The 23,791-nt window shown below is 73.5% G+C and carries 21 protein-coding genes; 10 read left to right on the top strand and 11 right to left on the bottom strand.

The features are described from left to right. Positions 1-27 precede the first annotated feature (27 nt). From gap to pgi, 7 genes are all read left to right on the top strand, one after another. Entirely contained in the window at positions 28-1,032 is a 1,005-nt protein-coding gene (gene gap / locus BM242_RS13370; protein ID WP_093839028.1) for a type I glyceraldehyde-3-phosphate dehydrogenase, read from the top strand. A 106-nt stretch (positions 1,033-1,138) separates the two neighbouring features. Next, on the top strand, positions 1,139-2,371 hold the full coding sequence (locus tag BM242_RS13365) for a phosphoglycerate kinase (protein ID WP_093839027.1): 1,233 nt from the start codon (positions 1,139-1,141) through the stop codon (positions 2,369-2,371). A gap of 82 nt (positions 2,372-2,453) precedes the next feature. Then, complete coding sequence (tpiA, locus tag BM242_RS13360) at positions 2,454-3,230, top strand: triose-phosphate isomerase (protein ID WP_093839026.1); 777 nt, start codon at positions 2,454-2,456, stop codon at positions 3,228-3,230. 196 nt (positions 3,231-3,426) lie between these two features. Beyond that, positions 3,427-3,654, top strand: a complete 228-nt coding sequence (gene secG / locus BM242_RS13355; RefSeq protein WP_093839025.1) for a preprotein translocase subunit SecG — start codon at positions 3,427-3,429, stop codon at positions 3,652-3,654. Positions 3,655-3,818: 164 nt separating this feature from the next. Continuing rightward, complete coding sequence (locus BM242_RS13350) at positions 3,819-4,154, top strand: RNA polymerase-binding protein RbpA (RefSeq protein WP_093839024.1); 336 nt, start codon at positions 3,819-3,821, stop codon at positions 4,152-4,154. 185 nt (positions 4,155-4,339) lie between these two features. Continuing rightward, positions 4,340-5,386: a class I SAM-dependent methyltransferase gene (locus tag BM242_RS13345; RefSeq protein WP_093839023.1), complete on the top strand. Its 1,047-nt coding sequence runs from the start codon at positions 4,340-4,342 to the stop codon at positions 5,384-5,386. Between the two features lie 88 nt (positions 5,387-5,474). Further along, a complete protein-coding gene (gene pgi, locus BM242_RS13340; RefSeq protein WP_093839022.1) occupies positions 5,475-7,145 on the top strand; it encodes a glucose-6-phosphate isomerase in 1,671 nt (556 codons plus the stop codon). Positions 7,146-7,215: 70 nt separating this feature from the next. Here pgi and pgl read toward each other — a convergent pair whose 3' ends face one another. The 5 genes from pgl to tkt all read right to left on the bottom strand — a co-directional run bounded on the left by pgl (position 7,216) and on the right by tkt (position 13,818). Next, complete coding sequence (gene pgl, locus BM242_RS13335) at positions 7,216-8,022, bottom strand: 6-phosphogluconolactonase (RefSeq protein ID WP_093839021.1); 807 nt, start codon at positions 8,020-8,022, stop codon at positions 7,216-7,218. Next, positions 8,019-8,981, bottom strand: coding sequence for a glucose-6-phosphate dehydrogenase assembly protein OpcA (opcA, locus tag BM242_RS13330; protein WP_093839020.1), 963 nt, complete (start codon positions 8,979-8,981; stop codon positions 8,019-8,021). The genes pgl and opcA overlap by 4 nt, the downstream gene beginning before the upstream one ends. After that, positions 8,978-10,483 carry a glucose-6-phosphate dehydrogenase gene (gene zwf / locus BM242_RS13325; protein WP_245834059.1) on the bottom strand — a complete coding sequence of 502 codons (1,506 nt, stop codon included), beginning with the start codon at positions 10,481-10,483 and terminating at the stop codon, positions 8,978-8,980. Before zwf ends, opcA begins: the two co-directional genes overlap by 4 nt. A gap of 76 nt (positions 10,484-10,559) precedes the next feature. Then, positions 10,560-11,678, bottom strand: a complete 1,119-nt coding sequence (tal, locus tag BM242_RS13320; protein ID WP_093839018.1) for a transaldolase — start codon at positions 11,676-11,678, stop codon at positions 10,560-10,562. A 34-nt stretch (positions 11,679-11,712) separates the two neighbouring features. Further along, positions 11,713-13,818 (bottom strand): transketolase, encoded by a 2,106-nt coding sequence (gene tkt, locus BM242_RS13315; protein ID WP_093839017.1) that lies wholly within the window; start codon positions 13,816-13,818, stop codon positions 11,713-11,715. A 400-nt stretch (positions 13,819-14,218) separates the two neighbouring features. Here tkt and BM242_RS13310 point away from each other — a divergent pair, with 400 nt between their 5' ends. The 3 genes from BM242_RS13310 to BM242_RS13300 all read left to right on the top strand — a co-directional run bounded on the left by BM242_RS13310 (position 14,219) and on the right by BM242_RS13300 (position 16,946). After that, positions 14,219-15,160 carry a heme o synthase gene (locus tag BM242_RS13310; protein ID WP_093839123.1) on the top strand — a complete coding sequence of 314 codons (942 nt, stop codon included), beginning with the start codon at positions 14,219-14,221 and terminating at the stop codon, positions 15,158-15,160. Positions 15,161-15,268: 108 nt separating this feature from the next. Further along, positions 15,269-15,634, top strand: coding sequence for a hypothetical protein (locus BM242_RS13305; protein WP_093839016.1), 366 nt, complete (start codon positions 15,269-15,271; stop codon positions 15,632-15,634). A 178-nt stretch (positions 15,635-15,812) separates the two neighbouring features. Beyond that, positions 15,813-16,946, top strand: coding sequence for a hypothetical protein (locus BM242_RS13300; RefSeq protein ID WP_093839015.1), 1,134 nt, complete (start codon positions 15,813-15,815; stop codon positions 16,944-16,946). 20 nt (positions 16,947-16,966) lie between these two features. Here BM242_RS13300 and BM242_RS13295 read toward each other — a convergent pair whose 3' ends face one another. The 6 genes from BM242_RS13295 to BM242_RS13270 form a co-directional block, all read right to left on the bottom strand. Continuing rightward, positions 16,967-17,911, bottom strand: coding sequence for a ketopantoate reductase family protein (locus BM242_RS13295; RefSeq protein ID WP_245834038.1), 945 nt, complete (start codon positions 17,909-17,911; stop codon positions 16,967-16,969). Positions 17,912-18,070: 159 nt separating this feature from the next. Further along, the gene (locus BM242_RS13290) at positions 18,071-19,117 is read right to left on the bottom strand and encodes a COX15/CtaA family protein (protein ID WP_093839121.1); all 1,047 of its coding nucleotides are present in this window, start codon (positions 19,115-19,117) and stop codon (positions 18,071-18,073) included. A gap of 79 nt (positions 19,118-19,196) precedes the next feature. Next, entirely contained in the window at positions 19,197-20,030 is an 834-nt protein-coding gene (locus BM242_RS13285; protein WP_093839014.1) for an ABC transporter permease, read from the bottom strand. After that, entirely contained in the window at positions 20,027-20,950 is a 924-nt protein-coding gene (locus BM242_RS13280) for an ABC transporter ATP-binding protein (RefSeq protein WP_093839013.1), read from the bottom strand. Before BM242_RS13280 ends, BM242_RS13285 begins: the two co-directional genes overlap by 4 nt. A gap of 95 nt (positions 20,951-21,045) precedes the next feature. Further along, positions 21,046-22,353, bottom strand: coding sequence for a Gfo/Idh/MocA family protein (locus tag BM242_RS13275; protein WP_093839012.1), 1,308 nt, complete (start codon positions 22,351-22,353; stop codon positions 21,046-21,048). A 114-nt stretch (positions 22,354-22,467) separates the two neighbouring features. After that, the gene (locus BM242_RS13270) at positions 22,468-23,778 is read right to left on the bottom strand and encodes an ABC transporter substrate-binding protein (RefSeq protein WP_245834037.1); all 1,311 of its coding nucleotides are present in this window, start codon (positions 23,776-23,778) and stop codon (positions 22,468-22,470) included. Between the last annotated feature and the right edge of the window lie 13 nt (positions 23,779-23,791).

Genomic DNA, 23,791 nt, shown 5'->3' with positions numbered 1-23,791 from the left:
CGGCGCACCAACGAGGAGATCGGTTCCGTGACGATCCGCGTAGGTATCAACGGTTTCGGCCGTATCGGACGCAACTACTTCCGGGCCCTGCTGGACCAGGGGGCGGACGTGGAGGTCGTGGCCGTCAACGATCTGGGCGACACCGCGACCACGGCTCATCTGCTGAGGTACGACACCATCCTGGGCCGCCTCGACGCCGAGGTCACCCACACCGAGGACAGCATCACGGTCAACAACAGGACCATCAAGGTCCTGTCCGAGCGCGACCCGGCCGACCTGCCCTGGGGCGAGTTGGGCGTGGACATCGTCATCGAGTCCACCGGCATCTTCACCAAGCGCGAGGACGCCGCCAAGCACCTGGCCGGCGGCGCCAGGAAGGTGCTGATCTCGGCGCCCGCCAAGAACGAGGACATCACCGTGGTGATGGGCGTCAACGAGGGCGACTACGACCCGGCCGCCCACCACGTGATCTCCAACGCCTCCTGCACCACCAACTGCGTGGCGCCGATGGCCAAGGTGCTGGACGAGAACTTCGGCGTGGTCAAGGGCATGATGACCACCGTTCACGCCTACACCAACGACCAGCGCATCCTGGACTTCCCGCACAAGGACCTGCGCCGCGCCCGGGCCGCCGCGCAGAACATCATCCCGACCTCCACCGGCGCCGCCAAGGCCACCGCCCTGGTGCTGCCGCAGCTCAAGGGCAAGCTGGACGGCATCGCCATGCGCGTCCCGGTGCCCACCGGCTCGGTCACCGACCTGGTCGTGGAGCTGAGCCGCGAGGTCACCCGGGACGAGGTGAACTCCGCCTTCCAGAAGGCCGCCGAGGGCCAGCTCCAGGGGGTCCTGGAGTACACCGAGGACCCGATCGTCTCCTCCGACATCGTCAACACCCCGCCCTCCTGCACCTTCGACTCGCTGCTCACCATGGCGCAGGGCAAGCAGGTCAAGGTGGTCGGCTGGTACGACAACGAGTGGGGCTACTCCAACCGCCTGGTCGACCTGACCGTCTACGTCGGCGAGCGGCTCTGACCGAGCCGGCAGGCAACGCGATGAGACGACAGGGCCCGTGCACCGCACGGGTCCTGTCGTGCGAGATCCCCCGACTGGCACAGCACCTGGCAGGAGCCGATTCGACATGAAGACGATCGAGGAACTGATCGCGGACGGCGTGGCCGGCAAGCGGGTGTTCGTCCGCGCCGACCTCAATGTGCCCCTGGAGGGCGCCGAGGGGGCCCGCCGGATCACCGACGACGGCCGCATCCGCGCCGCCCTCCCCACCATCAACGCCCTGGCCGCGGCCGGCGCCAAGGTCCTGGTGGCCTCCCACCTGGGCCGTCCCAAGGGCGCCCCGGACCCGGTGTACTCCCTGGCCCCGGTGGCCGCCCGGCTCGGCGAACTCCTCGCCCCCGAGGGCCGCTCCGTGGTCTTCGCCCACGACACCGTGGACGACTCCGCGCGGGACGCCGCCGCCGCGCTCGCCGACGGCGGCGTGCTCCTGCTGGAGAACCTCCGCTTCAACCCCGGCGAGACCAGCAAGGACGACGCCGAGCGGGCCGCCTTCGCCGACCGCCTGGCCGCCCTGGCCGACCTCTATGTCGGCGACGGCTTCGGCGCCGTGCACCGCAAGCACGCCTCCGTCTACGACCTGCCGCAGCGGCTGCCGCACGCCGCCGGCTATCTGATCGCCACCGAGGTCGGCGTGGCGCGCCGGCTCACCCACGAGGTGGCCCGCCCCTACGCCGTGGTGCTCGGCGGCGCCAAGGTCTCGGACAAGCTGGGCGTCATCGACAATCTGCTGGAGAAGGCCGACCGCATCCTGATCGGCGGCGGCATGGCCTACACCTTCCTCGCCGCCCAGGGCCACCCGGTGGGCCGGTCGCTGCTCCAGCAGGACCAGCTCGACGCGGTGCGCACCTATCTGCGGCGCGCCGAGGAGCGGGGCGTGGAGTTCGTCCTCCCGGTGGACGTGGTCGCCGCCGCGGACTTCCCCGACCTGGCCGCCAAGGCCCCCACCGAGCCGGTCACCGTGGCCGCCTCGGAGATCCCGGACGCGCTGATGGGCCTGGACATCGGCCCGGAGTCGCGGAAGCTCTACGCCGCCAAGCTGGCCGACGCGGGCACCGTGTTCTGGAACGGCCCGATGGGCGTCTTCGAGCACCCGGACTACGCCGAGGGCACCCGCACCATCGCCCAGGCGCTGACCGACAGCCCCGCCTTCACGGTGGTCGGCGGCGGCGACTCGGCGGCGGCGGTGCGGCTGCTCGGCTTCGACGAGGCCGCCTTCGGCCACATCTCCACCGGCGGCGGGGCCAGCCTGGAGTATCTGGAGGGCAAGACCCTGCCCGGCCTGGCCGCGCTGGCCGTCTGAGCCGCTCCGGCCGCTCCGGCCCCGTCACCCACCCCAGGACCATCCGAGGACCATCCGAGGACGATCGAGGAAACCGGCAGACATGACCACTCGCATTCCGCTGATGGCGGGCAACTGGAAGATGAACCTCAACCACCTGGAGGCCATCGCCCACACCCAGAAGCTCGCCTTCGCCCTGGAGGACAAGGACTTCGCGGCCGTGGAGGTCGCCGTCCTGCCCCCCTTCACCGATCTGCGCTCGGTGCAGACCCTGGTCGACGGCGACAAGCTGAAGATCAAGTTCGGCGCCCAGGACATCTCGGCCCACGACCTCGGCGCCTACACCGGCGAGGTCTCCGGAGCGATGCTGGCCAAGCTGGGCTGCGCCTACGCCGTGGTGGGCCACTCCGAGCGCCGCCAGTACCACGGCGAGGACGACGAGCTGTGCAACACCAAGGTGAAGGCCGCGCTGCGGCACGGGCTCACCCCGATCCTGTGCATCGGCGAGGGCCTGGACACCCGCCGGGCCGGGGACCACGTGCCCTACACCCTGGCCCAGCTCGACGGCGCGCTGCACGACGTCGGCGCGGAGCAGGCGGCCGGCCTGGTGATCGCCTACGAGCCGGTGTGGGCCATCGGCACCGGTGAGGTGGCCACCCCGGAGGACGCCCAGGAGGTCTGCTCGGCGATCCGCGGCCGGCTGGCCGAGGTCTACGGCCGGGAGACCGCGGACCAGGTCCGCATCCAGTACGGCGGCTCGGTCAAGGCCTCCAATGTGGCGGCGATCATGGCGCAGCCGGATGTGGACGGCGCCCTGGTCGGCGGCGCCTCGCTGGACGCCGACGAGTTCGTGCGGATCGTCCGCTTCCGCGACCAGTGACCGGGCGGGCGGGCCGGCCGCCGGCCGGTCACCGTCCGTCCGCGGTCCGCCGCCCACCGCCCCGCACCTTTCTCCCGGGCGTCCGGCCGGGTGGCCCGGCGCCCGGGAGCCTGTACATTGGGGGGCGCCCGGGCTTTGTCCCGTTGTCGTTCCGCAGTCCATCCGTTCCCGAGTGTCCGAGAGAGTGGGTCCAGCCGTGGTCGTGGGGTTCTCGATCGCCCTTGTCGTGTTCAGCTTCCTGCTGGGGCTGCTGGTGCTCATGCACAAGGGGAAGGGCGGCGGCCTGTCGGACATGTTCGGCGGCGGCATGCAGTCCTCGGTGGGCGGCTCCTCGGTGGCCGAGCGCAACCTGGACCGGATCACCGTCGTGGTCGCGCTCGTGTGGTTCGCCAACATCGTGGTGCTCGGCCTGCTGATGAAGTGAGGCGCCGCCCGGGACATTCCGTCCCGGGGCGGAGCGCCGGTGCACCGCCGCGCGCCCCGGCGGGTTGCGGGCACATCGCAATTCAGTAACCACGCCCCTGGACTGGCGTTGAACCTTGCATAGACTGAGGCGACTTCGCAGCACGTGAGGCAGGGAGTACGACCGTGGCAGGTGGCAACGCGATTCGCGGCAGCCGGGTCGGGGCGGGGCCCATGGGTGAATCCGAGCGCGGCGAGTCGGCACCGCGGGTCCGGGTCTCGTTCTGGTGCGCCAATGGGCACGAGACGCGGCCCAGTTTCGCTTCCGACGCGCAGATTCCGGAAAGCTGGGACTGCCCCCGGTGCGGCTTCCCGGCCGGCACCGACCAGGACAATCCCCCGGATCCGCCGCGTACCGAGCCGTACAAGACGCACCTGGCCTATGTCCGGGAGCGGCGCAGCGAGGCGGACGGCGAGGCGATCCTGGCCGAGGCCCTGGCCAAGCTGCGCGGCGAGCTCTGACCGACCGCGGTCACCGGCCGCCGCCGCGGCACTCCGCGGCGGCGGCCGGTGACGCGTGGGGCCCCCGAGCCGCGCAGCGGTTCCGGTTCCACCGGAGGCAACGGGAGGTTGGCCGGAACGCCAACGTATGGTGAAGGCCGGTGGAAGGGGGCGACGGGCAGAGACCGGATCACTAAGGTCGTGCCATGTCGAAGCCGTCAACGCCGCGTCGGCTGGCCGGCGCCGTTCTCCGCCCCGTACTCCGCAGGCTCGACGCCCGGACCGACTGGCGCATCCGCCGGGCCGGCACCGCGCAGCGGAGAACCATCGCCGAACTCCAGCGGACGGTGGACCGGATGAGCGCCGAACTGCTGGCACTGCGCGCGGCGGTCCAGGCCGGCGCCGCCGCCCCGGCCGCGGGCCCGTCCGCCGCCGCGGCGGAGCGTCCCGCCGCCGGCGCCCCGGCCGAGCCCTCGGTCGCCGGGCTGGTCACCGCCTCGGTGTACGCAGCCTACGGCCCGGAGGGCCGCCGCGACCGGCGGGTCAGGCCCGGCCAGCTGCGCCGGCTCGCCTCCGAGGTGGCCGATGTCTCCGGTGTCTCCTCGGCCGCCCGCGAGACCGTCACCGCCTACCGCACCCTGCTGGAGGTGGAGAACCGCGGCGTCGGCCGGATCGCCGGCGGCACCGCCAACATCGTGGGCAAGCTGGCCGCGGTGCCGCTGCTCAGGCCGCCGAACGGGGAGATCCTGGAGATCGGCTGCCTGTACGGCCTGTTCGCCGGCGCGCTGGTCCGCCAGGTGCTGCGCACCGGCCTGGACTACCACCTCACGCTGGTCGACCCGGTGGCCACCCGGCAGATCCAGAACGGCCACGAGGGCCGGGGCGAGGACGCCTCCGGCACCCCCATCAGCGAGTCCCTGATCCGGGCCAATCTGGCCCTGTCCGGCGTGGACGACGGCCGGCTGCGGCTGTGCCGCGGCTTCTCCCAGGACGAGGCGGTGCGGGCCGCGGCCGGCGACCGGCGCTACGGCCTGGTCGTCATCGACGGCGACCATGCCCGGGAGGGCGTGCTGGCCGATCTGGAATGGGTGGAGAACATCGTGGTTCCCGGCGCGGTGGTGGTGCTGGACGACTACGGCGCCCGCCAGTGGCCCGGCGTCGAGGAGGCCACCGACGAGTATCTGAAGCGCGGCGACGCCCGGCTGCGCTGGGTCGGCCAGGTGGCCACCAGCGCCTTTCTGCGTGCCCAGTGAAGACTCCCGGCCGCGGCCGGGCCCCGTGATCGGCTAGCGTGGGTGCCGGCGGGGCCAGTGTTGACCGACAGATGGGCTGAATCGACAGATGAACGCAGCAGACCGGGCCAGGCTGGACCGGATGCCGGAGTGGCATGCCCTGGCGAAGCACCGGGAGCAGCTCGGCGAAGCGCACCTGCGTGAGCTCTTCGCCGAGGACGCCGGCCGGGCCGCGCGCCTCACCGTGAAGGTGGGCGATCTGTTCCTGGACTACTCCAAGAATCTGGTCACCGACGAGACACTGCGGCTGCTCCGCGATCTGGCGGTGGCCGCGGACGTCCCCGGCCTGCGGGACGCCATGTTCCGCGGCGAGCGGATCAACACCACCGAGGACCGGGCGGTGCTGCACACCGCGCTGCGGGCGCCGCAGGACGCGGTGGTGACCACGGCCGGGCCGCGCGGCGAGCAGAACGTGGTGCCGGGCGTGCACGCCGTGCTCACCAGAATGCAGGTCTTCGCCGACAAGGTGCGCTCCGGCCGGTGGACCGGCCACACCGGGCGGCGCATCCGCAATGTGGTGAACATCGGCATCGGCGGCTCCGACCTGGGCCCGGCCATGGCCTGCGAGGCGCTGCGCTCCTTCACCGCGCGGGAGCTCGACTGCCGCTTCGTCTCCAATGTGGACGGCGCCGATCTGCACGAGGCGGTGCGTGACCTGGACCCGGCGGAGACCCTGTTCATCGTCGCCTCCAAGACCTTCACCACCATCGAGACCATCACCAACGCCACCTCGGCGCGGCAGTGGCTGCTGGACGGCCTGGGCGCCGACCAGGAGGCGGTCGCCGACCACTTCGTGGCGGTCTCCACCAATGCCGCCAAGGTGGCCGAGTTCGGCATCGACACGGCCAACATGTTCGAGTTCTGGGACTGGGTCGGCGGGCGCTACTCCTACGACTCGGCGATCGGGCTCTCCCTGATGGTGGCCATCGGCCCGGACAACTTCCGGGACATGCTGGCCGGCTTCCGTCTCATGGACGAGCACTTCCGCGAGGCCCCCGTCGAGGCCAACGCGCCCGTGCTGCTGGGGCTGCTGGGCATCTGGTACGGCGCCTTCTTCGGGGCGCGCTCGCACGCGGTGCTGCCGTACTCGCACTATCTGTCCAGGTTCACCGCCTACTTGCAGCAGCTCGACATGGAGTCCAACGGCAAGTCGGTGCAGCGGGACGGCACGCCGGTCGGCTGGCAGACCGGCCCGGTGGTCTGGGGCACTCCCGGCACCAACGGCCAGCACGCCTACTTCCAGCTCCTCCATCAGGGCACCCAGATGATCCCGGCCGATCTGCTCGGCTTCGTCCGCCCGGTGCCCGAGCTGTCGCCCCGGCTGCGGGAGCACCACGATCTGCTGATGGCCAATCTGCTGGCCCAGGGGCAGGCGCTGGCCTTCGGCAAGACGGCCGAGGAGGTGCGCGCCGAGGGGGTGGCCGAGGAGCTGGTGCCGCACCGCACCTTCCGGGGCAACCGGCCGACCACCACCATCCTGGCCGCCGAGCTGACCCCGTCGGTGCTGGGACAGCTCGTGGCGCTCTACGAGCACAAGGTGTTCGTGCAGGGCGCGGTGTGGAACATCGACTCCTTCGACCAGTGGGGCGTGGAGCTGGGCAAGGTGCTGGCCAAGCGCGTCGAGCCCGCCCTGACCGGCGCCGCCACCGCCGAGGACGCGGGCCTGGACCCCTCCACCGCCTCCCTGGCCGCCCACTACCGCGCACTGCGCGGCCGCTGATCCGGCTCGTCCGGCTGTCCGGCTCCGGCAGGCGCCGCCCGTGGCCCGGGCGGCGCGCCCGGGCCACGGCTCAGGCGGTGGCCGGGGGGTAGAGCTGTGGGGGGAGGTGGGTGGCGGCGGGGCGGTCCAGGAGCCACAGGGTGCGGCGGCGGCCGTAGGCGCCGGCCGCGGGCGCCTGGAGCTCCCCGGCGCCGGAGAGCGCCAGCGCCACGGCCTTGGCCTTGTCCGCCCCGGCGGCCAGCAGCCACACCTCACGCGCCGCCCGGACGGCCGGCAGGGTCAGGCTGATCCGGGTGGGCGGCGGCTTGGGCGAGCCGTGCACCCCGACCACGGTGCGCTGCCGCTCCCGCACCCCCGGGTGCTCGGGGAAGAGCGAGGCCACATGGGCGTCCGGGCCGACGCCCAGCAGCAGCACGTCGAAGGTGGGCACCGGACCGTGCTCCTCCGAGGCGCAGGCCGCGGCCAGTTCGGCGGCATACGCCCCGGCCGCGGCATCGGCGTCGTCGCCCCAGGGGCCGCCGCCCGGGGCGGGCATCGGATGCACCCGCGCCGGGTCCGGGCCCACCCGGTCCAGCAGGGCGGCGCGTGCCTGGGTGTCGTTGCGTCCGGGATCGCCGGCCGGGAGGAAACGCTCGTCGCCCCACCACAGATCCAGCCGGGACCAGTCCACCGCGTCCCGGGCCGGGGAGCCGGCGAGCGCGGCCAGCAGGGCGGTGCCGTTGCGCCCGCCGGTGAGCACCACCGAGGCGGCGCCCCGGGCGGCCTGGGCGTCCACCACCCGGGTGATCAGCCGGGCCGCGGCGGCCTGCGCCATCAGCGGGGCGTCCCGGTGCACCACCAGCTGCGGCACCCGCGCGGTGGCGGCGGAGCCGGTCATGCCGCGCCGCCCGCCGCGCCCGCGTGCGGGGTGTCGGTGGTCAGCCGGGGCACGCCGAACTTCACCGCGTGGGCATAGGCCGCGTCCGGGTCCAGGCGGCGCAGCTCCTCGGCGATCAGCTCCGCGGTCATCCGCCGGTGCAGCGCGACATGGCGCTCCGGCTGGCCGGGCATGGCCAGCGTGGCCAGCGCCCCGTCGGGCCGGTCCAGGCAGATCACGCCGTCGGTGGTGACCAGCCGCACCGCGGTGATGCCCGGTCCGGCGGAGACGTCCCGGCGCACCGGGACATGCAGCCGCTCGGCCAGCCACAGCGCCAGCAGCTCGGTGGAGGGGTTGTACTCCTCGCCCTCCACGACCGCCGACTCCAGGGCGCCGTGCCGCTGGTCCAGCGCCGAGGCCAGCACCGAGCGCCAGGGCGTGATCCTGGTCCAGGCCAGATCGGTGTCGCCGGGGGCGTAGCCGCGGGCCCGCACGCCCAGCGCCGCCACCGGGTCCTCGGTGGCGGACGCGTCGGTGATGCGGCGCTGCGCCAGGGTGCCCAGCGGGTCCTTGGCCGGGACCTCCGGGGCGTCCTCGGGCCACCACACCACCACCGGGGCGTCCGGCAGCAGCAGCGGCAGCACCACGCTGTGCGCGTGCGCGGACAGTTCGCCGTAGAGCCGCAGCAGCACCGTCTCGCCGGTGCCGGACTCGCCGCCCCGGCGCACCTCGGCGTCCAGCCGGGCGCCGGCCCGCTGCCGCGGGGTGCGGCCGGGGCGGCGGATCACCACCAGGATCCGGCACGGGTGCTCCCGGGCCGCCTCGGTGGCGGCCTTGAGCGCGTCGTAGTGGTTGCCCTCGTCCGTGACGATCACCAGGGTCAGCACCATGCCCACGGCCGGGGTGCCGGAGGCCCGCCTGGCCTTCACCAGCGCGGCGTTGATCTGGCCGGCCGTGGTGTCGGTGAGGTCGATGTTCATGGCCTGCGCCAGCTCCGTCCGTCGCGCGCGAGCATCTCGTCGGCGGCCTTGGGACCCCAGGTGCCGGCCGTGTACGGCTCCGGGCGGCCGTGCCGGGCCCAGTACTCCTCCACCGGGTCCAGGATCTCCCAGGAGCGCTCCACCTCCTGGTGGCGCGGGAAGAGGTTGGCATCGCCCAGCAGCACGTCCAGAATCAGCCGCTCGTACGCCTCGGGAGAGGACTCGGTGAAGGACTCGCCGTAGGCGAAGTCCATGGTCACGTCCCGGATCTCCATCTGGGTGCCGGGGACCTTGGAGCCGAACCGCAGGGTCACGCCCTCGTCCGGCTGCACCCGGATCACCAGCGCGTTGTTGTTCAGCTCCCGGGTGTCGGTGGCGTCGAAGGGGGAGTAGGGCGCCCGCTGGAAGACCACCGCGATCTCGGTCACCCGCCGGCCCAGCCGCTTGCCGGTGCGCAGATAGAACGGCACCCCGGCCCAGCGGCGGTTGTCGATCTCCAGCTTGAGCGCGGCATAGGTGTCGGTGACCGAATCGGGCGCGATGCCCTCCTCCTCCAGATAGCCGGGCACCCATTGGCCGCCCTGCCAGCCCGCGGTGTACTGGCCGCGCACGGTGTGCCGGCCCAGGTCCTTGGGCAGCCGGACCGCGCCCAGCACCTTGAGCTTCTCGGTCAGCAGCGCCCTGGCGTCGAAGGAGGACGGCTCCTCCATGGCGGTCAGCGCCAGCAGCTGGAGCAGATGGTTCTGGATGACGTCCCGGGCCGAGCCGATGCCGTCGTAGTAGCCCGCCCGGCCGCCGATGCCGATGTCTTCGGCCATGGTGATCTGCACATGGTCGACATAGCCGCGGTTCCACACGGGCTCGAACATGGTGTTGGCGAAGCGCAGCGCCAGGATGTTCTGGACCGTCTCCTTGCCCAGATAGTGGTCGATGCGGAAGACGTTCCGGCTGGGGAAGACCTCGTGCACCACCCGGTTGAGCTCCTGGGCGGAGGCCAGGTCGCTGCCGAACGGCTTCTCCACCACCGCCCGGCGCCAGCTTCCGTCCGGCGCCTCGGACAGCCGGTGCGCCTTCAACTGTCGCATCACCTGCGGGAAGAACTTCGGCGGCACGGAGAGGTAGAAGGCGAAGTTGCCGCCGGTGCCGCGTTCCTTGTCCAGCTTCTCGATGGTCTCGCGCAGGGTGCGGAACGCCGCGTCGTCGTCGAAGACCCCGGGCACGAACCGCATGCCCTGGCAGAGCTGCTGCCAGACCTCCTCGCGGAACGGGGTCCTGGCGTGTTCCTTGACCGAGTCGTGCACCACCTGGGCGAAGTCCTCGTCCGCCCAGTCCCGGCGGGCGAAGCCGACCAGCGAGAAGCCCGGCGGCAGCAGCCCCCGGTTCGCCAGGTCGTACACCGCCGGCATCAGCTTCTTGCGGGACAGATCCCCCGTGACGCCGAAAATGACCAGGCCCGACGGCCCCGCGATGCGCGGGAGCCGCCGGTCCTGGACACTGCGCAGCGGGTTCCCGGGAGCGGAGCCGGCGCTCCCGGTCGCGTCCCCTGGTCCGGGGGTGACGCTGCTGCTCACGTGTGGTTCAGCCTTCCTTCGGTGCGAGCCGTTCCAGTTCCGCGCGGGTGGAGCCGAGCAGATCGTTCCAGGCGCTCTCGAACTTCTCCACGCCCTCCTCCTCCAGAAGGTTCACCACTTCTTCGTAGGAAATGCCGAGCGCCTCCAGGTCGTCCAGGACGCGGCGGGATTCCTCGTAGGTGCCCTTGACGGTGTCGCCGGTGACCTCGCCGTGGTCGGCGACGGCCTCCAGGGTGGCCTCCGGCATGGTGTTGACCGTGCCCGGGGCGACCAGTTCGGTGACATAGAGGGTGTCGGGGTAGGCCGGGTCCTTGACACCGGTGGACGCCCACAGCGGACGCTGGGCGTTGGCCCCCTGCGCGGACAGCGCCTGCCAGCGGTCCGAGCCGGTGACCTCTTCGAACGCCTGGTAGGCCAGGCGGGCGTTGGCCACCGCGGCCTTGCCGCGCAGCGCCTTGGCCTGCCCGGTGCCGAGCGAGTCCAGGCGCTTGTCGATCTCGGTGTCCACCCGGGAGACGAAGAAGGACGCCACCGAGTGGATGCGGCCCAGGTCCAGGCCCTTGGCGGCGGCCTGCTCCAGGCCGGTCAGATACGCGTCCATCACCTCGCGGTAGCGCTCCAGGGAGAAGATCAGCGTGACATTGACGCTGATGCCCTGGGCGATGGTGGCGGTGATGGCGGGCAGCCCGGCGCGGGTGGCCGGGATCTTGATCAGCACATTGGGCCGCTCCACCAGCCAGGCGAGCTGCTTGGCCTCGGCGATGGTGGCCTCGGTGTCGTGCGCCAGCCGGGGGTCCACCTCGATGGAGACGCGGCCGTCCAGCCCGCCGGTCTCCTCGTAGACGGGGCGCAGCACATCGCAGGCGTCGCGGACGTCCGCGGTGGTGATCATGCGCAGGGCCTCCTCGACGGTGACCCGGCGGGTGGCCAGTTCGTGCACCTGGCGCTCGTAGCCGTCGCCGGCCGAGATCGCCTTCTGGAAGATCGCCGGGTTGGTGGTCACACCGACCACCGAGCGGGCATCCAGCAGTTCGCCGAGGGCTCCGGAGCTGATCCGGCGGCGGGACAGGTCGTCCAGCCAGATCGCCACGCCCTCCTGGGAGAGGCGGGTGAGTGCATCGGTCATGGGATCGTCTACTCCTGCTTGACGTCTGACAGGTTCAGCGCGTGGTGGCGGTCAGGGATTCCCGGGCGGCGTCGGCGACGGCGTCGGCGGTGATGCCGAACTCACGGTAGAGCGTCTGGTAGTCGGCCGAGGCGCCGAAGCGCTCCAGGGAGATCACCTTCCCCGCGTCGCCGACCCAGCGGTGCCAGGGCTGGGCGATACCGGCCTCGACCGCGACCCGGGCACGCACGGCGGGCGGCAGGACGGCATCACGATAGGCCTGGTCCTGCTCGGTGAACCACTCGACGCACGGCATGGACACCACCCGGGTGGGGATGCCCTCGGCCTGCAGCGCCTCCCGGGCCGCCACGGCGAGCTGCACCTCCGAGCCGGTGCCGATCAGCAGCACCGCCGGCTCGGCCGGCCCGCCGTCCGGGCCGGTGGCCTCGGCCAGGACATAGCCGCCGCGGGCGGCGTCGGGATCGGCCGGGTAGACCGGCACGTTCTGCCGGGTCAGCGCCAGACCGTGCGGAGCCGGGGCGGCGGTGTGCCGGCGCATGATCTCCGCCCACACCAGCGCCGTCTCGTTCGCATCCGCGGGACGGACCACATTCAGCCCCGGGATCGCCCGCAGCGCGGCCAGATGCTCCACCGGCTGGTGGGTGGGGCCGTCCTCGCCCAGCCCGATGGAGTCATGGGTCCACACATAGGTGACCGGCAGGCCCATCAGCGCGGCCAGCCGCACCGCCGGGCGCATGTAGTCGGAGAACACCAGGAAGGTGCCCCCGTACACCCGGGTCTTGCCGTGCAGGGCGATGCCGTTCATCACCGCGCCCATGGCGTGCTCACGGATGCCGAAGTGCAGCGTGCGCCCGTACGGGTCGGCGCCGGGCAGCGGGTTGGAGGCCGGCAGGAAGGACGAGGAGGCGTCGATGGTGGTGTTGTTGGACCCGGCGAGGTCCGCCGAGCCGCCCCACAGCTCCTCGATCACCGCGCCCAGCTCCGCCAGCACCTTCCCCGAGGCCTTGCGGGTGGCCATCGAGCCGCCCGCCTCGAACGCCGGCAGCGCCTTCTCCCAGCCCGCGGGCAGCTCACCGGCGCTGATCCGGTCGTACAGCGCGGCCCGCCCGGGGTGCGCGGCCCGCCAGGCGGCCAGCTTCTCCTCCCAGGCCGCCCGCGCGGCCTTGCCCCGCTCGGCCACCTGCCGGGCATGCGCCAGCACCTGCGGCTCCACGGCGAAATGCACCTCGGGGTCGAAGCCCAGCAGCCGCTTGGTCGCCGCGACTTCCTCCTCGCCCAGCGCCGAGCCGTGCGCGGCCTCGGTGTTGCGCGCGTTGGGCGCCGGCCAGGCGATGATGGAACGCGCGGCGATGATGGAGGGGCGGCCGGTCTCGGCCCGGGCGGCCTTCAGCGCCTCGAACAGCGCGTGGGGGTCCAGATCGCCCTCGGCGGTGGGGGCCACCCGCTGGGTGTGCCAGCCGTAGGCGGCGAAGCGGCCCAGCACGTCCTCGGAGACCGCGGTGGCGGTGTCGCCCTCGATGGAGATGTGGTTGTCGTCCCACAGCAGCACCAGGTTGCCCAGCTGCTGGTGCCCCGCCAGGGAGGCGGCCTCCGCGGCCACCCCTTCCTGGAGGTCGCCGTCCCCGGCGAACACCCACACGGTGTGGTCGAAGGGGGAGGTGCCCGGCGCGGCGTCGGGGTCGAACAGGCCGCGTTCCTTGCGCGCGGCCATCGCCATGCCCACCGCGTTGGCCACCCCCTGCCCCAGCGGGCCGGTGGTGGTCTCCACTCCGGTGGTGTGGCCGTACTCGGGGTGCCCCGGCGTTGCCGAGCCCCAGGTACGGAAAGCCTTCAGATCCTCCAGCTCCAGTCCGTAACCGGACAGGTAGAGCTGGAGGTACAGGGTCAGGCTGGAATGCCCGACCGACAGCACGAAGCGGTCCCGGCCGTCCCATCCGGCATCGCCGGGGTCGTGCCGCAGCAGCTTCTGGAACAGCACATAGGCGGCCGGCGCCAGGCTCATCGCCGTACCGGGGTGGCCATTGCCCACCCTCTGCACGGCGTCCATGGCCAGCACACGGACGGTATCAACAGCCCGCTGGTCCAACTCGGACCAGTCGAGCGGGACATCGGGCTCGGAGGCGATCGGCTTGCTGCTCACCCTGCGTCAGGGCTCCTCTCCGCGGTCTTCGGGGCTGTCTGGTGAGGGCGACCGCGCCGGTCCGTACGGGCGGCCGGCGTCCTTGCCGGCCAGGGCTCACCAAGTCCTGGCTGAGCCTACCTCCGCGGTACCCGACGACCGGACCGCCCCGGCAATCAGCCTGCCCGGTGCGCTCGAAATTATCGAGATGTAGACGAAAATTTCGGCTTCGGGTGTCCCGGCGGCTCCGTACCGTCACCGCCGCCGGGCGGGCGCGGCGGGCCCTGGCGCGCCGGGGTCACCCCGGGGACGGGCCGGACGGAGCGGGCGTCTAGAGTGACCGGGTACGTGTGGGCCCCGCTTCGGGCCCGTTCATCTGCCCGCAGCGCCCGACGCTGATGTCGCACAACCAGGGGTGTCCGTGACGGCCGTCGAATCCCGTCCCGTCGAGGAGCACAGCACGGGTTCCCGCCGGCTCACGGCCGGTGCCCGGGCCGGGGCCTTTGTGGCGCTGACCAAGCCGCGGATCATCGAACTGCTGCTGATCACCACGATCCCGGTGATGTTCCTGGCCGAGCAGGGCGTGCCCGACCCCTGGCTGGTGCTGGCCACCTGCCTCGGCGGCTATCTCTCGGCGGGCGGCGCCAACGCGCTCAACATGTACCTGGACCGGGACATCGACGCGCTGATGCACCGCACCGGCAACCGGCCGCTGGTGACCGGGGCGGTCAGCCCGCGCGAGTGCCTGGTCTTCGGCCTCACCCTGGCGGTGGTCTCCACCCTGTGGTTCGGCCTGCTGGTCAACTGGCTCTCGGCCGCGCTGTCCCTGGGCGCGCTGCTGTTCTATGTGGTCGGCTACACCATGCTGCTCAAGCGGCGCACCCCGCAGAACATCGTCTGGGGCGGCATCGCCGGCTGCATGCCGGTGCTGATCGGCTGGTCCTCGGTCACCGACTCGCTGTCCTGGGCCGCGTTCATCCTCTTCCTGGTGATCTTCTTCTGGACGCCGCCGCACTACTGGCCGCTCTCCATGAAGGTCAAGGAGGACTACGCGCGGGTGGGGGTGCCGATGCTTCCGGTGATCGCCGCCAACACCGTGGTGGCCCGCCAGATCGTGCTCTACAGCTGGGTCATGGTCGCGGTCTCGCTCACCCTCGCCCCGCTGGGCTACGCGGGCTGGTTCTACACCGTGGTGGCGGCCGGATCCGGCGCCTGGTGGCTGTGGGAGGCACACGCGCTGCGGGCCCGTGCCCGGGCCGGCCTCACCGGGGCCAGGCTCAAGGAGATGCGGCTCTTCCACTGGTCCATCACCTACGTCTCCCTGCTCTTCCTGGCCGTCGCCATCGACCCCTTCCTCCGCTGATACCCGCTGCGCGGGAGGCGCGCGGGGCGCCGCCGCCGGCGGCCGGTGTGACGGATGTCCCGGGGCGGCGATGTGCCGGTGGGGCATACCGGTGGGTAATGTGCTGCCATGGCTGACAGCTCATCGACCGAAGCGTCGACCGAGGGCCCGGTACGCGGCGACCGCCGGGGGGAGCGGGAGACGGCCCGGCTGGCGAAGTGGGTGCGGGCGTTCGCCGCCGCGCACGGCGGCTCCGCCGACGGGCAGATCGCCTACCTGGGAGCGCGCGGTTTCCGGCTGCTGCTGGTCGGCGCGGACGGCGCCTGGGGCGACCTGGTGGCCCGGCGCCGCGAGTCCGCGGAACATGCCGCCGCCCGGGCCGGAGTGACCCTGCACGAGACCCTTGACGGCGAACTGGCCGCCCGGATGCGCACCGGACCCTACGAGTGGAGCCGGATGGCCGGCAGCCAGCTCGGCGGCCCGCGGAACCCCTGAGCGGCGCGCTCGGTCCGCACTACCGTTCGTGCGTCGTGCGCCCCCTTCGAGCGCCCCGTGCACGGTGCCAAACGCCTGAACCGGCGTCCTTCCGGGCACCATACTGATCCCGGAACCGACCGTGGCCGCTGAGCTCCCGGTGGGCTCCGGTCACTGTCCTTTCGCGCGTAAGGCCGGCATGCACGCTCCGTCTCCGCCGCCCTCGTCCCTGCGCTCCGCGGCGCCCGCCATGGTGGACCAGCACAGCCACCACGTGGTCTGCACCGACCTCGGCCTCGGCGCCTTCGAGCGGCATCTGGCCGCGGCGGCCGGCTCCGGCGGCGGTCCCGGGGATCCCGGTGGTCCCGGTGGCCGGGCGGCCGGCAATATCGGCATTGCCGGCAATATCGGCAATGTCTTCGACAGCCGCACCGGCCTGGCGCTGCGCCGCTGGTGCGGCCCGCTGCTGGGCCTGGACCCGGATGTCCTGCCGGTCCGCTATCTGGCCCGCCGCCGCGAACTCGGCGCCTACCGGGCCACCTGCGCGCTGCTGCGCGGCAGCGGCATCGCCACCCTGCTGATGGACCCCACGCCCGCCCCCGGGCTGCCGGACGCCCCGGCCGCCGTGCCCCACGAGGGCATGCGGGAGCTCGTGCCGCTGGACCGGCTCGCCGTCCAGGTCGCCGACACCTCGGGCACCGTGCGGGGCTTTCTGGCCAATATCGGGGACGCCCTGCACTCCGCCGCCCGCACGGCCCCCGCCTTCGTCTGCGACGCCCGGGAACTCCAGGGCACCGACGGCACCCCGCCGGACCCGGCCGACGTGGGCCGCGCGGCCGGCAACTGGCTGGCCGATCACACCGCCGCGGCGGCCACCGCGCCGCCCGCGCAGGTCACCCTGCATCTGCTGTGGGGCGCGCTGTGTGCCGGCCGGCCGGTGCAGCTGCGGTGCACCGATCCGGCGTCGCTCGCCGGCCTGCTGCGGGCCACCGCCGGCCGCGGCAGCCTGGTGCTGCTGCCCGGACGGGCGTACCACCGCCGGGCCGCCGCCCTGGCCGGTGCCTTCGCCCATGTGCACGCCGACACCGGCCCCGATCCCCGGCAGACCCTGGGCGAGGCCCCGTTCGGCAAGCTGCTGTTCTCCACCGGGGCACGGCTGCTGCCGGAGCTCCATGTGATCCGGGCGCGGCAGTTCCGGCTGGCGCTGCACCGGCTGCTGGCCGAGTGGACGGCCGACGACGCCTGCACCCCGGCCGACGCCGCCCGCATCACCGCCCTGGTGACCGCGGACAACGCCCGTCGCCTCTACGGCCTGGACACCGCCGGAAGCTGAACCCGGCCCCGTCCGGCCCGTCAGCCCGGGAGGGCGGCGACCAGGGCGGCGGCGGTCGGGACCGGGATACCGTGCGCCTCCGCGGCGCGCAGCAGCGCGCCGCCGATCGCGTCCAGTTCCAGCGGCCGGCCGGCCTCGGCGTCCCGCTGCATGGAGGACTTCATCCCGGCCGGGAGGGCGTCCCAGAAGCCCAGCAGCTCGGCCGCGTCGGCCGGGGCGCCGCAGGCGGCGGCGACCGCCACGGTCTCGGCCAGCAGGGCGCGCAGCTCCGCCCGGTGCCCGCTGCGGATGCCGCCGACCGGCTCGCCGTAGCGGGTGGTCAGCAGGGCCAGCGGGGCGAGGAAGGCCATCTTGGACCACAGCACGGCCGCCTCGTCCTCCCGCAGCGTGGTGCGCACCCCGGCGGCGGTGAGCGCGGCGGCCAGGCCGGCCAGCCGGGACCGGACGGCGTCCGGGGCACCGGCCGGGGCGGCGGCGTCGATCCCCGCGAACGGGCTGGTGTGCTCGATGACTCCGGGCGCGGTGCGGGTGGACTCCACCCGGATGGCCGCGGCCACCACCCGCCGAGGGGCGTAGCGCCCGCGCAGCAGCGCCGGATGCTCGACGCCGTTGAGCAGCGGGAGCAGCAGGCCCTCGCCGAGCGCGGCGGGCGGTATCCGCTCCAGCGCGGCCGGCAGCGCGGTGTGCTTGACCGTGATCAGGCAGGCGTCCACCGGCTCGCCCAGTCCGGTGCCGGCCGTCACCGGGGCGGTGAAGTCGCCGTAGCGGGCGCTGCGTACGGTCAGGCCGTGCCGGGCGAGATGGTCCGCGGTGCCGGGGCCGGCCAGGCAGATCACCCGGTGTCCGGCCCGGGCCAGCAGCGCGGCCAGCAGGCCGCCCACGCCGCCGGGTCCGAGGACGGCCACGGTGAGCGGTCCCGGGGCGGGCACGGCGGCGGGCGGGGGCGGGGGTGCTGAGGCGTCCACGCCCGGGAATCTACCGGCGGACGGTGATCCGGGGACCGGTGCGGCGGGTGTTGTTGATCACGGTGTCCGGGGCCGGGCCGCGGCGCCGGTGGAGTCGGCCGCCTGCGTCGCGGCCGGCGAGGCGCTGACGGGCAGCCGCCGTGCCGCCGCCCGCCGCGGTCAGCCGGCGGCGGCCGGTACCGTCGCCCCGTCCGCCCGGCCGGGTCCGGCGGCGGGCGGCCGGGGAACGGCGGAGGCGGCCGGCGTCCCGGGCGCCCCCGGTGCGGTGGGCGCGGGGCCGCGGTCGCGCAGCGAGAGCAGCAGCCGCAGCATGGCGATCCACACCAGGCAGGAGCCGAGCAGATGGATCCCGACCAGGATCTCCGGTTCGCCCAGCGCGTACTGGAGATAGCCCACGCCGCCCTGGGCGAACAGCACCAGCACCAGCTCCCGGGCCCGGGCCCGGGGCCCGGCGGGGGCGTCCAGCAGCCGCATCCCGGCCAGCACGGCCAGCGCGCCCAGCACCACGGCCCAGGCCAGCAGCGAGTGCACCCGGGTGACGGCCTCCCAGTCGAACGGCATCCGCGGCACATCGCCGCTGTCGCCCGCGTGCCTGCCGCTGCCGGTCACCGCGGTGCCCGCCACCAGCAGCGCACCGCAGAGCACGGTCAGGCCCAGCACGGCCCGCCGCACGGGCGGACCGGCCAGCGGGCGCGCCGGTCCGTCGCCCTCCCGGGCGCGCTGCCAGGTCACCATGGCGGCCGTGATCAGCGCGGTGGCCAGCAGGAAGTGCCCGGCCACGGTGTAGGGGTTGAGCCCGGTCAGCACGGTCACGCCGCCCAGCACGGCGTTGCCCATCACGATCCAGAACTGGGCCCAGGCCAGCCGGGTCAGCGGACGGCGGCGCGGCTCGGCGCAGCGGGCCGCCACAATGACCCAGCCCACGGCGGCGGACAGCACATAGGTCAGCATCCGGTTGCCGAACTCGATCAGCCCGTGCACGCCCATCTCGGCGGTCACCACCAGGCTGTCGCCGGTGCACTTGGGCCAGGTGTCGCAGCCCAGGCCGGAGCCGGTGAGCCGGACCGCGCCACCGGTGACCACGATCACCACGCTCATCAGCAGCGCGGCGGACGCGGCCCGCCGTACGGTGCGCGGCTGCGGCGTCCACCGTTCGGCGGTGAAGGCGAGCGGGTTGCGCAGGACACGGGCGGCGGTCAGGAACATACTGGGCACCCGCTCATGGTACGGCCGCACTTGTGCATTCCTTCACGAGCCCCCGGGGCGGCGGGCGGGGGAGACGGGGTCACTCCCAGCGGAAGGCGCGGGCCGCGGCGGCGGTGGCGGCCACCGCCCAGACCGCCAGCACCGCCAGGCTGCCCCAGGGCGGCGACCCGCCCTCCTGGAGCACCCGCCGCAGTCCGTCCGCCAGGGCGGTGAGCGGCAGCAGCCCCAGCACCTCCCGCACCGGGCCGGGGAAGTTCTCCAGCGGCACGATCACATCGCCGCACAGCAGCAGCACCACAAAGACCAGATTGGCGCCGGCCAGGGTGGCCTCGGCGCGCAGTGTGCCGGCCATCAGCAGGCCGAGCGCCGAGAACGCGGTGGTGCCCAGCAGCAGCAGGAGCAGCGCGGCCGGGGCGCCGCCCGGCTCCGGCGACCAGCCCAGGGCCAGGGCGATCGCGATCAGCAGCAGGCTCTGCAGCGCCAGGGTGACCAGCACCGCGCCGGTCTTGCCGGCCAGCAGCCCCCAGCGGGGCAGCGGGGTGGCGCCCAGCCGCTTGAGCACGCCGTAGCGGCGCTCGTAGCCGGTGGCGATGGCCTGGCCGGTGAAGGCGGTGGCGAAGGCGGCCAGTGCCAGCACTCCGGGGGCCAGGAAGCCGGTGCGCTCCGCCGTGGAGCCGGCGTCCGGCAGGGCGAGGATGTCCACGGTGGCGAACAGCAGCAGCGCCAGCGCCGGGATGACCACGGTGAGCAGGAGCTGTTCGCCGTGCCGCAGCAGCAGCCGGGTCTCCAGGGCGGTCTGGGCGGCGATCATCCGGGGCAGCGGCGCGGCGCCCGGCCGGGGCGCGAAGGTGCCCGTCCCCGGGCCGAGCGGCGGGGCGCCGGCGGGCGGCGGCGTCGGGTCGGCGGGGCTCATGGGCGCAGTTCCTTGCCGGTGAGTTCGAGGAAGACGTCCTCCAGGGTGTGCCGCCGGGTGGTGATCCGGTCCGGCAGCACCCCGTGCTGGGCGCACCAGGCGGTGACCGTGGCCAGCAGGTGCGGGGTCACCTCGCCGGTCACCCGGTAGAGCCCGGGGGTGGGTTCGTCCACGCCGGAGCCGAGCGGCAGCGCGCTGCGCAGCGCGGCCAGGTCCAGCCCGGGGCGGCCGGCGAAGCGCAGGCTGTCGCCGCCGCCCCGGCACAGCCCGGCGGGCGTGCCCTCGGCGATCAGCCGTCCGTCGTCGATGATGGCCACCCGGTCCGCCAGCTCCTCGGCCTCGTCCATGAAATGGGTGGTCAGCACCACGGTGACGCCGTCCGCCCGCAGCTGTCGGACCAGGCCCCAGACGGCGCGGCGGGCCTGCGGGTCCAGCCCGGCCGTCGGCTCGTCCAGGAAGACCAGCTCGGGGCGGCCGACCACGGCCATGGCCAGGGCCAGCCGCTGCCGCTGGCCGCCGGAGAGCCGCCGGTAGGGGGTCCGCCCGCAGGAGCCGAGGCCGAGGCGTTCGGCCAGCTCCGGGACGGGCAGCGGGTGGGCGTGCAGCCGGGCGGCGTGGCGCAGCAGCTCCATTGCCCGGGCGCCCGGGTAGCCGCCGCCGTGCTGCGGCATCACGCCGATCCGGGCGCGCAGGCCGCCGCCGCGCGCCATGGGGTCCAGGCCGAGCACCCGGACCGTGCCGGCGTCCGGCCGGCGGTAGCCCTCGCAGGTCTCCAGGGTGGTGGTCTTGCCCGCCCCGTTGGGGCCCAGCACGGCGGTGACGGTCTCCCGCCGGACGGTGAGGTCCAGGCCGTCCACGGCGGTGGTGCGGCCGTACCGCTTCACCAGCCCGGTGATCCGCACGGCCGCTTCGCTCGTCATGCGGGCGAGTTTAGGGGAGGGCCCCCGGGCCCGGTGACGGGCGGGTCGGGCCGGGGGCGCCGCGGGCCGTCCCGCGGCGGCCCCGGCCCGCGGGTTCAGGGGGCGAGCAGCCGGGTGCCGCCGTCGGTGAGACGGACCGGCAGGCCGGTGCGGGCCGACTCGTTGCCCGCCGCGCCGATCAGCACGCTGCGGATGCCGTCCTCGAAGCCGGCCTGGCGGGCCAGCGGGTCACCGGACGGGCCGCGGAAGACGTCGTCGAGCAGCAGCCGGTCGCCGCCGCCGTGGCCGCCCGCGCCCTGCTCGACCGGGATGTCCTGCGGCTCCTCCCAGTGCCGGTGCAGGGTGAGCCTCTCCCAGGCGCCGGCGGCGTGCTCCTTGCCGGCCGCGGAGGGGTCGATGGCGGCGTGCGGCGGGGTCCAGGCCCGCTCGCACACGGCCAGCTCGATGCGGCCCTCGGTGCCGTTGAAGGCCACCCGGTAGCCCTCCCAGGGGGCGTAGGCGGTCAGCGAGTAGGTCAGCACCGTCCGGCTGTCGTAGCGGACCAGCAGCGACATGGTGTCGTCGATGGTGATGCCGGGCGCGAACACGTCCTGGTCGCGCAGGTAGCCGTCCTCGTGCTCGGCGTCCAGATAGAGCCGCTTGAGCCGCTCGTCGCGGGAGATGTCCAGGATGAACGGGTCGCTGCCCAGGCCCGGGGCGCCCTGGCCGCGTTCCGGGCGCGGGGCCAGGCCGCGGGCGGAGGCGTTGGCGTCGCCGTAGAAGCGCAGCGCGGTCTGGGCGAAGACCAGCTCGGCGCGGGCGCCCAGCCACCAGTTGACCAGGTCGAAGTGGTGGGTGGACTTGTGCACCAGCAGGCCGCCGGAGTTCGCCCGGTCGCGGTGCCAGCGGCGGAAGTAGTCGGCGCCGTGGATGGTGTCCAGGGTCCATTCGAAGTGCACCGAGGTCACCTCGCCGATCCGGCCGTCGGCGATCAGCCGCCGCACCGCCGAGTTGCGCGGCGAGTAGCGGTAGTTGAAGGTGACGATGATCTTGCCCGTGGAGCGTGCGGCGGCCTCGGCGATGGCCGCGCAGCCGGCCGCGTCGACGGTCAGCGGCTTTTCCACCACCACGTCCCGGCCGGCCTCCAGGGCGGCGCAGACATACCGGGCGTGGGTGGCGTCCACGCTGGTCACCACGACGGTGTCGGCGCCCTGGAGCATCTCGGTGAACTGCTCGGGGGCGTAGCAGGGCACCGGCTTGCCGCCGGCCGCCGTGATGCGGTCGTTGTAGTAGTCCATCCGGGTCCGGTTGGGGTCGCAGAGCGCGACGATCTCCCCGGTGTCGCTCCAGTCGCCCAGCAGGGCGTCCACATACATCTGCGCGCGGTGGCCGAGGCCGACGAATGCGTAGCGGCGGCGTGTCACGGGTGAAGGTCCTTACCTGAAGGGGAGTGCGGCGGGTGGTGCGGGAGCCGCCCCGGGAGCGGCGGTGCCGGTCCCGGGGCGGCGCGTCGGGGCCGTCGGACGGCCGGCGGCGGCTCAGCTCAGCACGCCGTTGGCCTCCCGGAGGAACTCCTCGGCGGCCTGCTCCGGCGTCATCCGCTCGAAGATGACCTCCTCGCCGTAGCGCTGGAGCATGTCCGGGACGTCACCGGCACCGTTCGGGTAGGCGGTGGGCGCGGTGAGCGAGTCGGCGTGCTCCTCGATGAAGGCCAGCGACTGCTGGTCGGCGGCGGGCAGCTCGTCCCGGATCTCGGACAGCACCGCGTCGTTCATCGGCAGACCGCGGTCACTGCCCAGAATGGCGCCCGCCTCCGGGTCGTTGACCAGGAAGTCCACCAGCTTGGCGGCGGCCTCCTGCTTGTCGCTCTGCTCGCTGATCGCCCAGAACATGGTGGGCTGGAGGAACATGCCGTTGGTGGTGGCTCCCTCCTCCTTGGGCACCTGGAGGAGCTGGACGTCCTCGCCGGAGCCGGTGGTCAGCGCGCCGAGCTGGTTGCTCCACCACATGCCCATGGCGCCGGTGTTGGTGGCGATCAGGGACTGCTCCACGCTGGTGGCGCCGACCTCGGTGGACAGGGCGGCGTCGGGCGAGCCGCCGTTGCCGATCAGGTCGAGGTGGGTCTGGAACCAGTCGGCGATGGTCTCCGGGGAGATGCCGATCTGGGTGCCCTCGTAGAACTCCTCGCCGCGCTGGGCCGCGAACAGCCGCAGATAGGCGTCGTTGAAGTTGATCTGGGTGCCGTAGACGTCCTCCCCGGTGGCCTCGCTGACCTGCGCGGCCAGCGCGTGGTAGTCCTCCCAGGTCCAGCTGGAGTCGTCGGGCAGTTCCACCCCGGCGTCGGCCAGGATCTTGGTGTTGGCCATCAGGGCGAAGGTGTTGGCGCCGGTCGGGATGGCGTACTGGGTGCCGTCCACCTGGCCCGAGGTGAGGAGCTGGCTGTTGAGTCCCTCGGTGGCGACCATGCTGCCCGCGTCCGCCAGCCGGCCGGCCCGGGCGAACTCGCCCAGCCGCCGGATCTCTATGGTGAAGACGTCCGGTGCGTCGCCCGAGGCGACCTGGGTGGTCAGGGTGTCGTAGAACGAGTCCCAGTCGGAGAACTGCACCTCGACCTTGATGCCGGGGTTCTTGGCCTCGAAGGCGTCGACGGCCTGCTGGGTGAGCTGGTGACGCTCGTCGGAGCCCCACCAGCTGAACTCGATGGTGGTCTGGCCGCCGTCCGCGGAGCCGCCGGAGCCGCCGTCGTCGTCACCGCCGCAGGCGGCCGTGAAGGCAAGGGCGCCGGTCACCAGCAGCGCCGGCCAGACTCTGCTCCTGCGGCTGGAGTACGGGGACATGCGCAGAGACACGGAACTCTCCTTT

Source organism: Streptomyces aidingensis, from assembly GCF_900112355.1.
Classification (GTDB): domain Bacteria; phylum Actinomycetota; class Actinomycetes; order Streptomycetales; family Streptomycetaceae; genus Streptomyces; species Streptomyces aidingensis.
The sequence above is the reverse complement of the archived record's forward strand: the minus strand, read 5'-3'. Positions and strand labels throughout refer to the sequence as shown.

What these genes read in the sequence shown, in the direction of transcription:
- BM242_RS13365 (WP_093839027.1), top strand. Translation starts at nt 1,139, where the DNA reads ATGAAGACGATCGAGGAACTGATCGCGGACGGCGTGGCCGGCAAGCGG.
- tpiA (WP_093839026.1), top strand. Translation starts at nt 2,454, where the DNA reads ATGACCACTCGCATTCCGCTGATGGCGGGCAACTGGAAGATGAACCTC.
- BM242_RS13345 (WP_093839023.1), top strand. Translation starts at nt 4,340, where the DNA reads ATGTCGAAGCCGTCAACGCCGCGTCGGCTGGCCGGCGCCGTTCTCCGC.
- pgi (WP_093839022.1), top strand. Translation starts at nt 5,475, where the DNA reads ATGAACGCAGCAGACCGGGCCAGGCTGGACCGGATGCCGGAGTGGCAT.
- pgl (WP_093839021.1), bottom strand. Translation starts at nt 8,022, where the DNA reads ATGACCGGCTCCGCCGCCACCGCGCGGGTGCCGCAGCTGGTGGTGCAC.
- opcA (WP_093839020.1), bottom strand. Translation starts at nt 8,981, where the DNA reads ATGAACATCGACCTCACCGACACCACGGCCGGCCAGATCAACGCCGCG.
- tal (WP_093839018.1), bottom strand. Translation starts at nt 11,678, where the DNA reads ATGACCGATGCACTCACCCGCCTCTCCCAGGAGGGCGTGGCGATCTGG.
- BM242_RS13305 (WP_093839016.1), top strand. Translation starts at nt 15,269, where the DNA reads ATGGCTGACAGCTCATCGACCGAAGCGTCGACCGAGGGCCCGGTACGC.
- BM242_RS13300 (WP_093839015.1), top strand. Translation starts at nt 15,813, where the DNA reads ATGCACGCTCCGTCTCCGCCGCCCTCGTCCCTGCGCTCCGCGGCGCCC.
- BM242_RS13290 (WP_093839121.1), bottom strand. Translation starts at nt 19,117, where the DNA reads ATGTTCCTGACCGCCGCCCGTGTCCTGCGCAACCCGCTCGCCTTCACC.
- BM242_RS13285 (WP_093839014.1), bottom strand. Translation starts at nt 20,030, where the DNA reads ATGAGCCCCGCCGACCCGACGCCGCCGCCCGCCGGCGCCCCGCCGCTC.
- BM242_RS13280 (WP_093839013.1), bottom strand. Translation starts at nt 20,950, where the DNA reads ATGACGAGCGAAGCGGCCGTGCGGATCACCGGGCTGGTGAAGCGGTAC.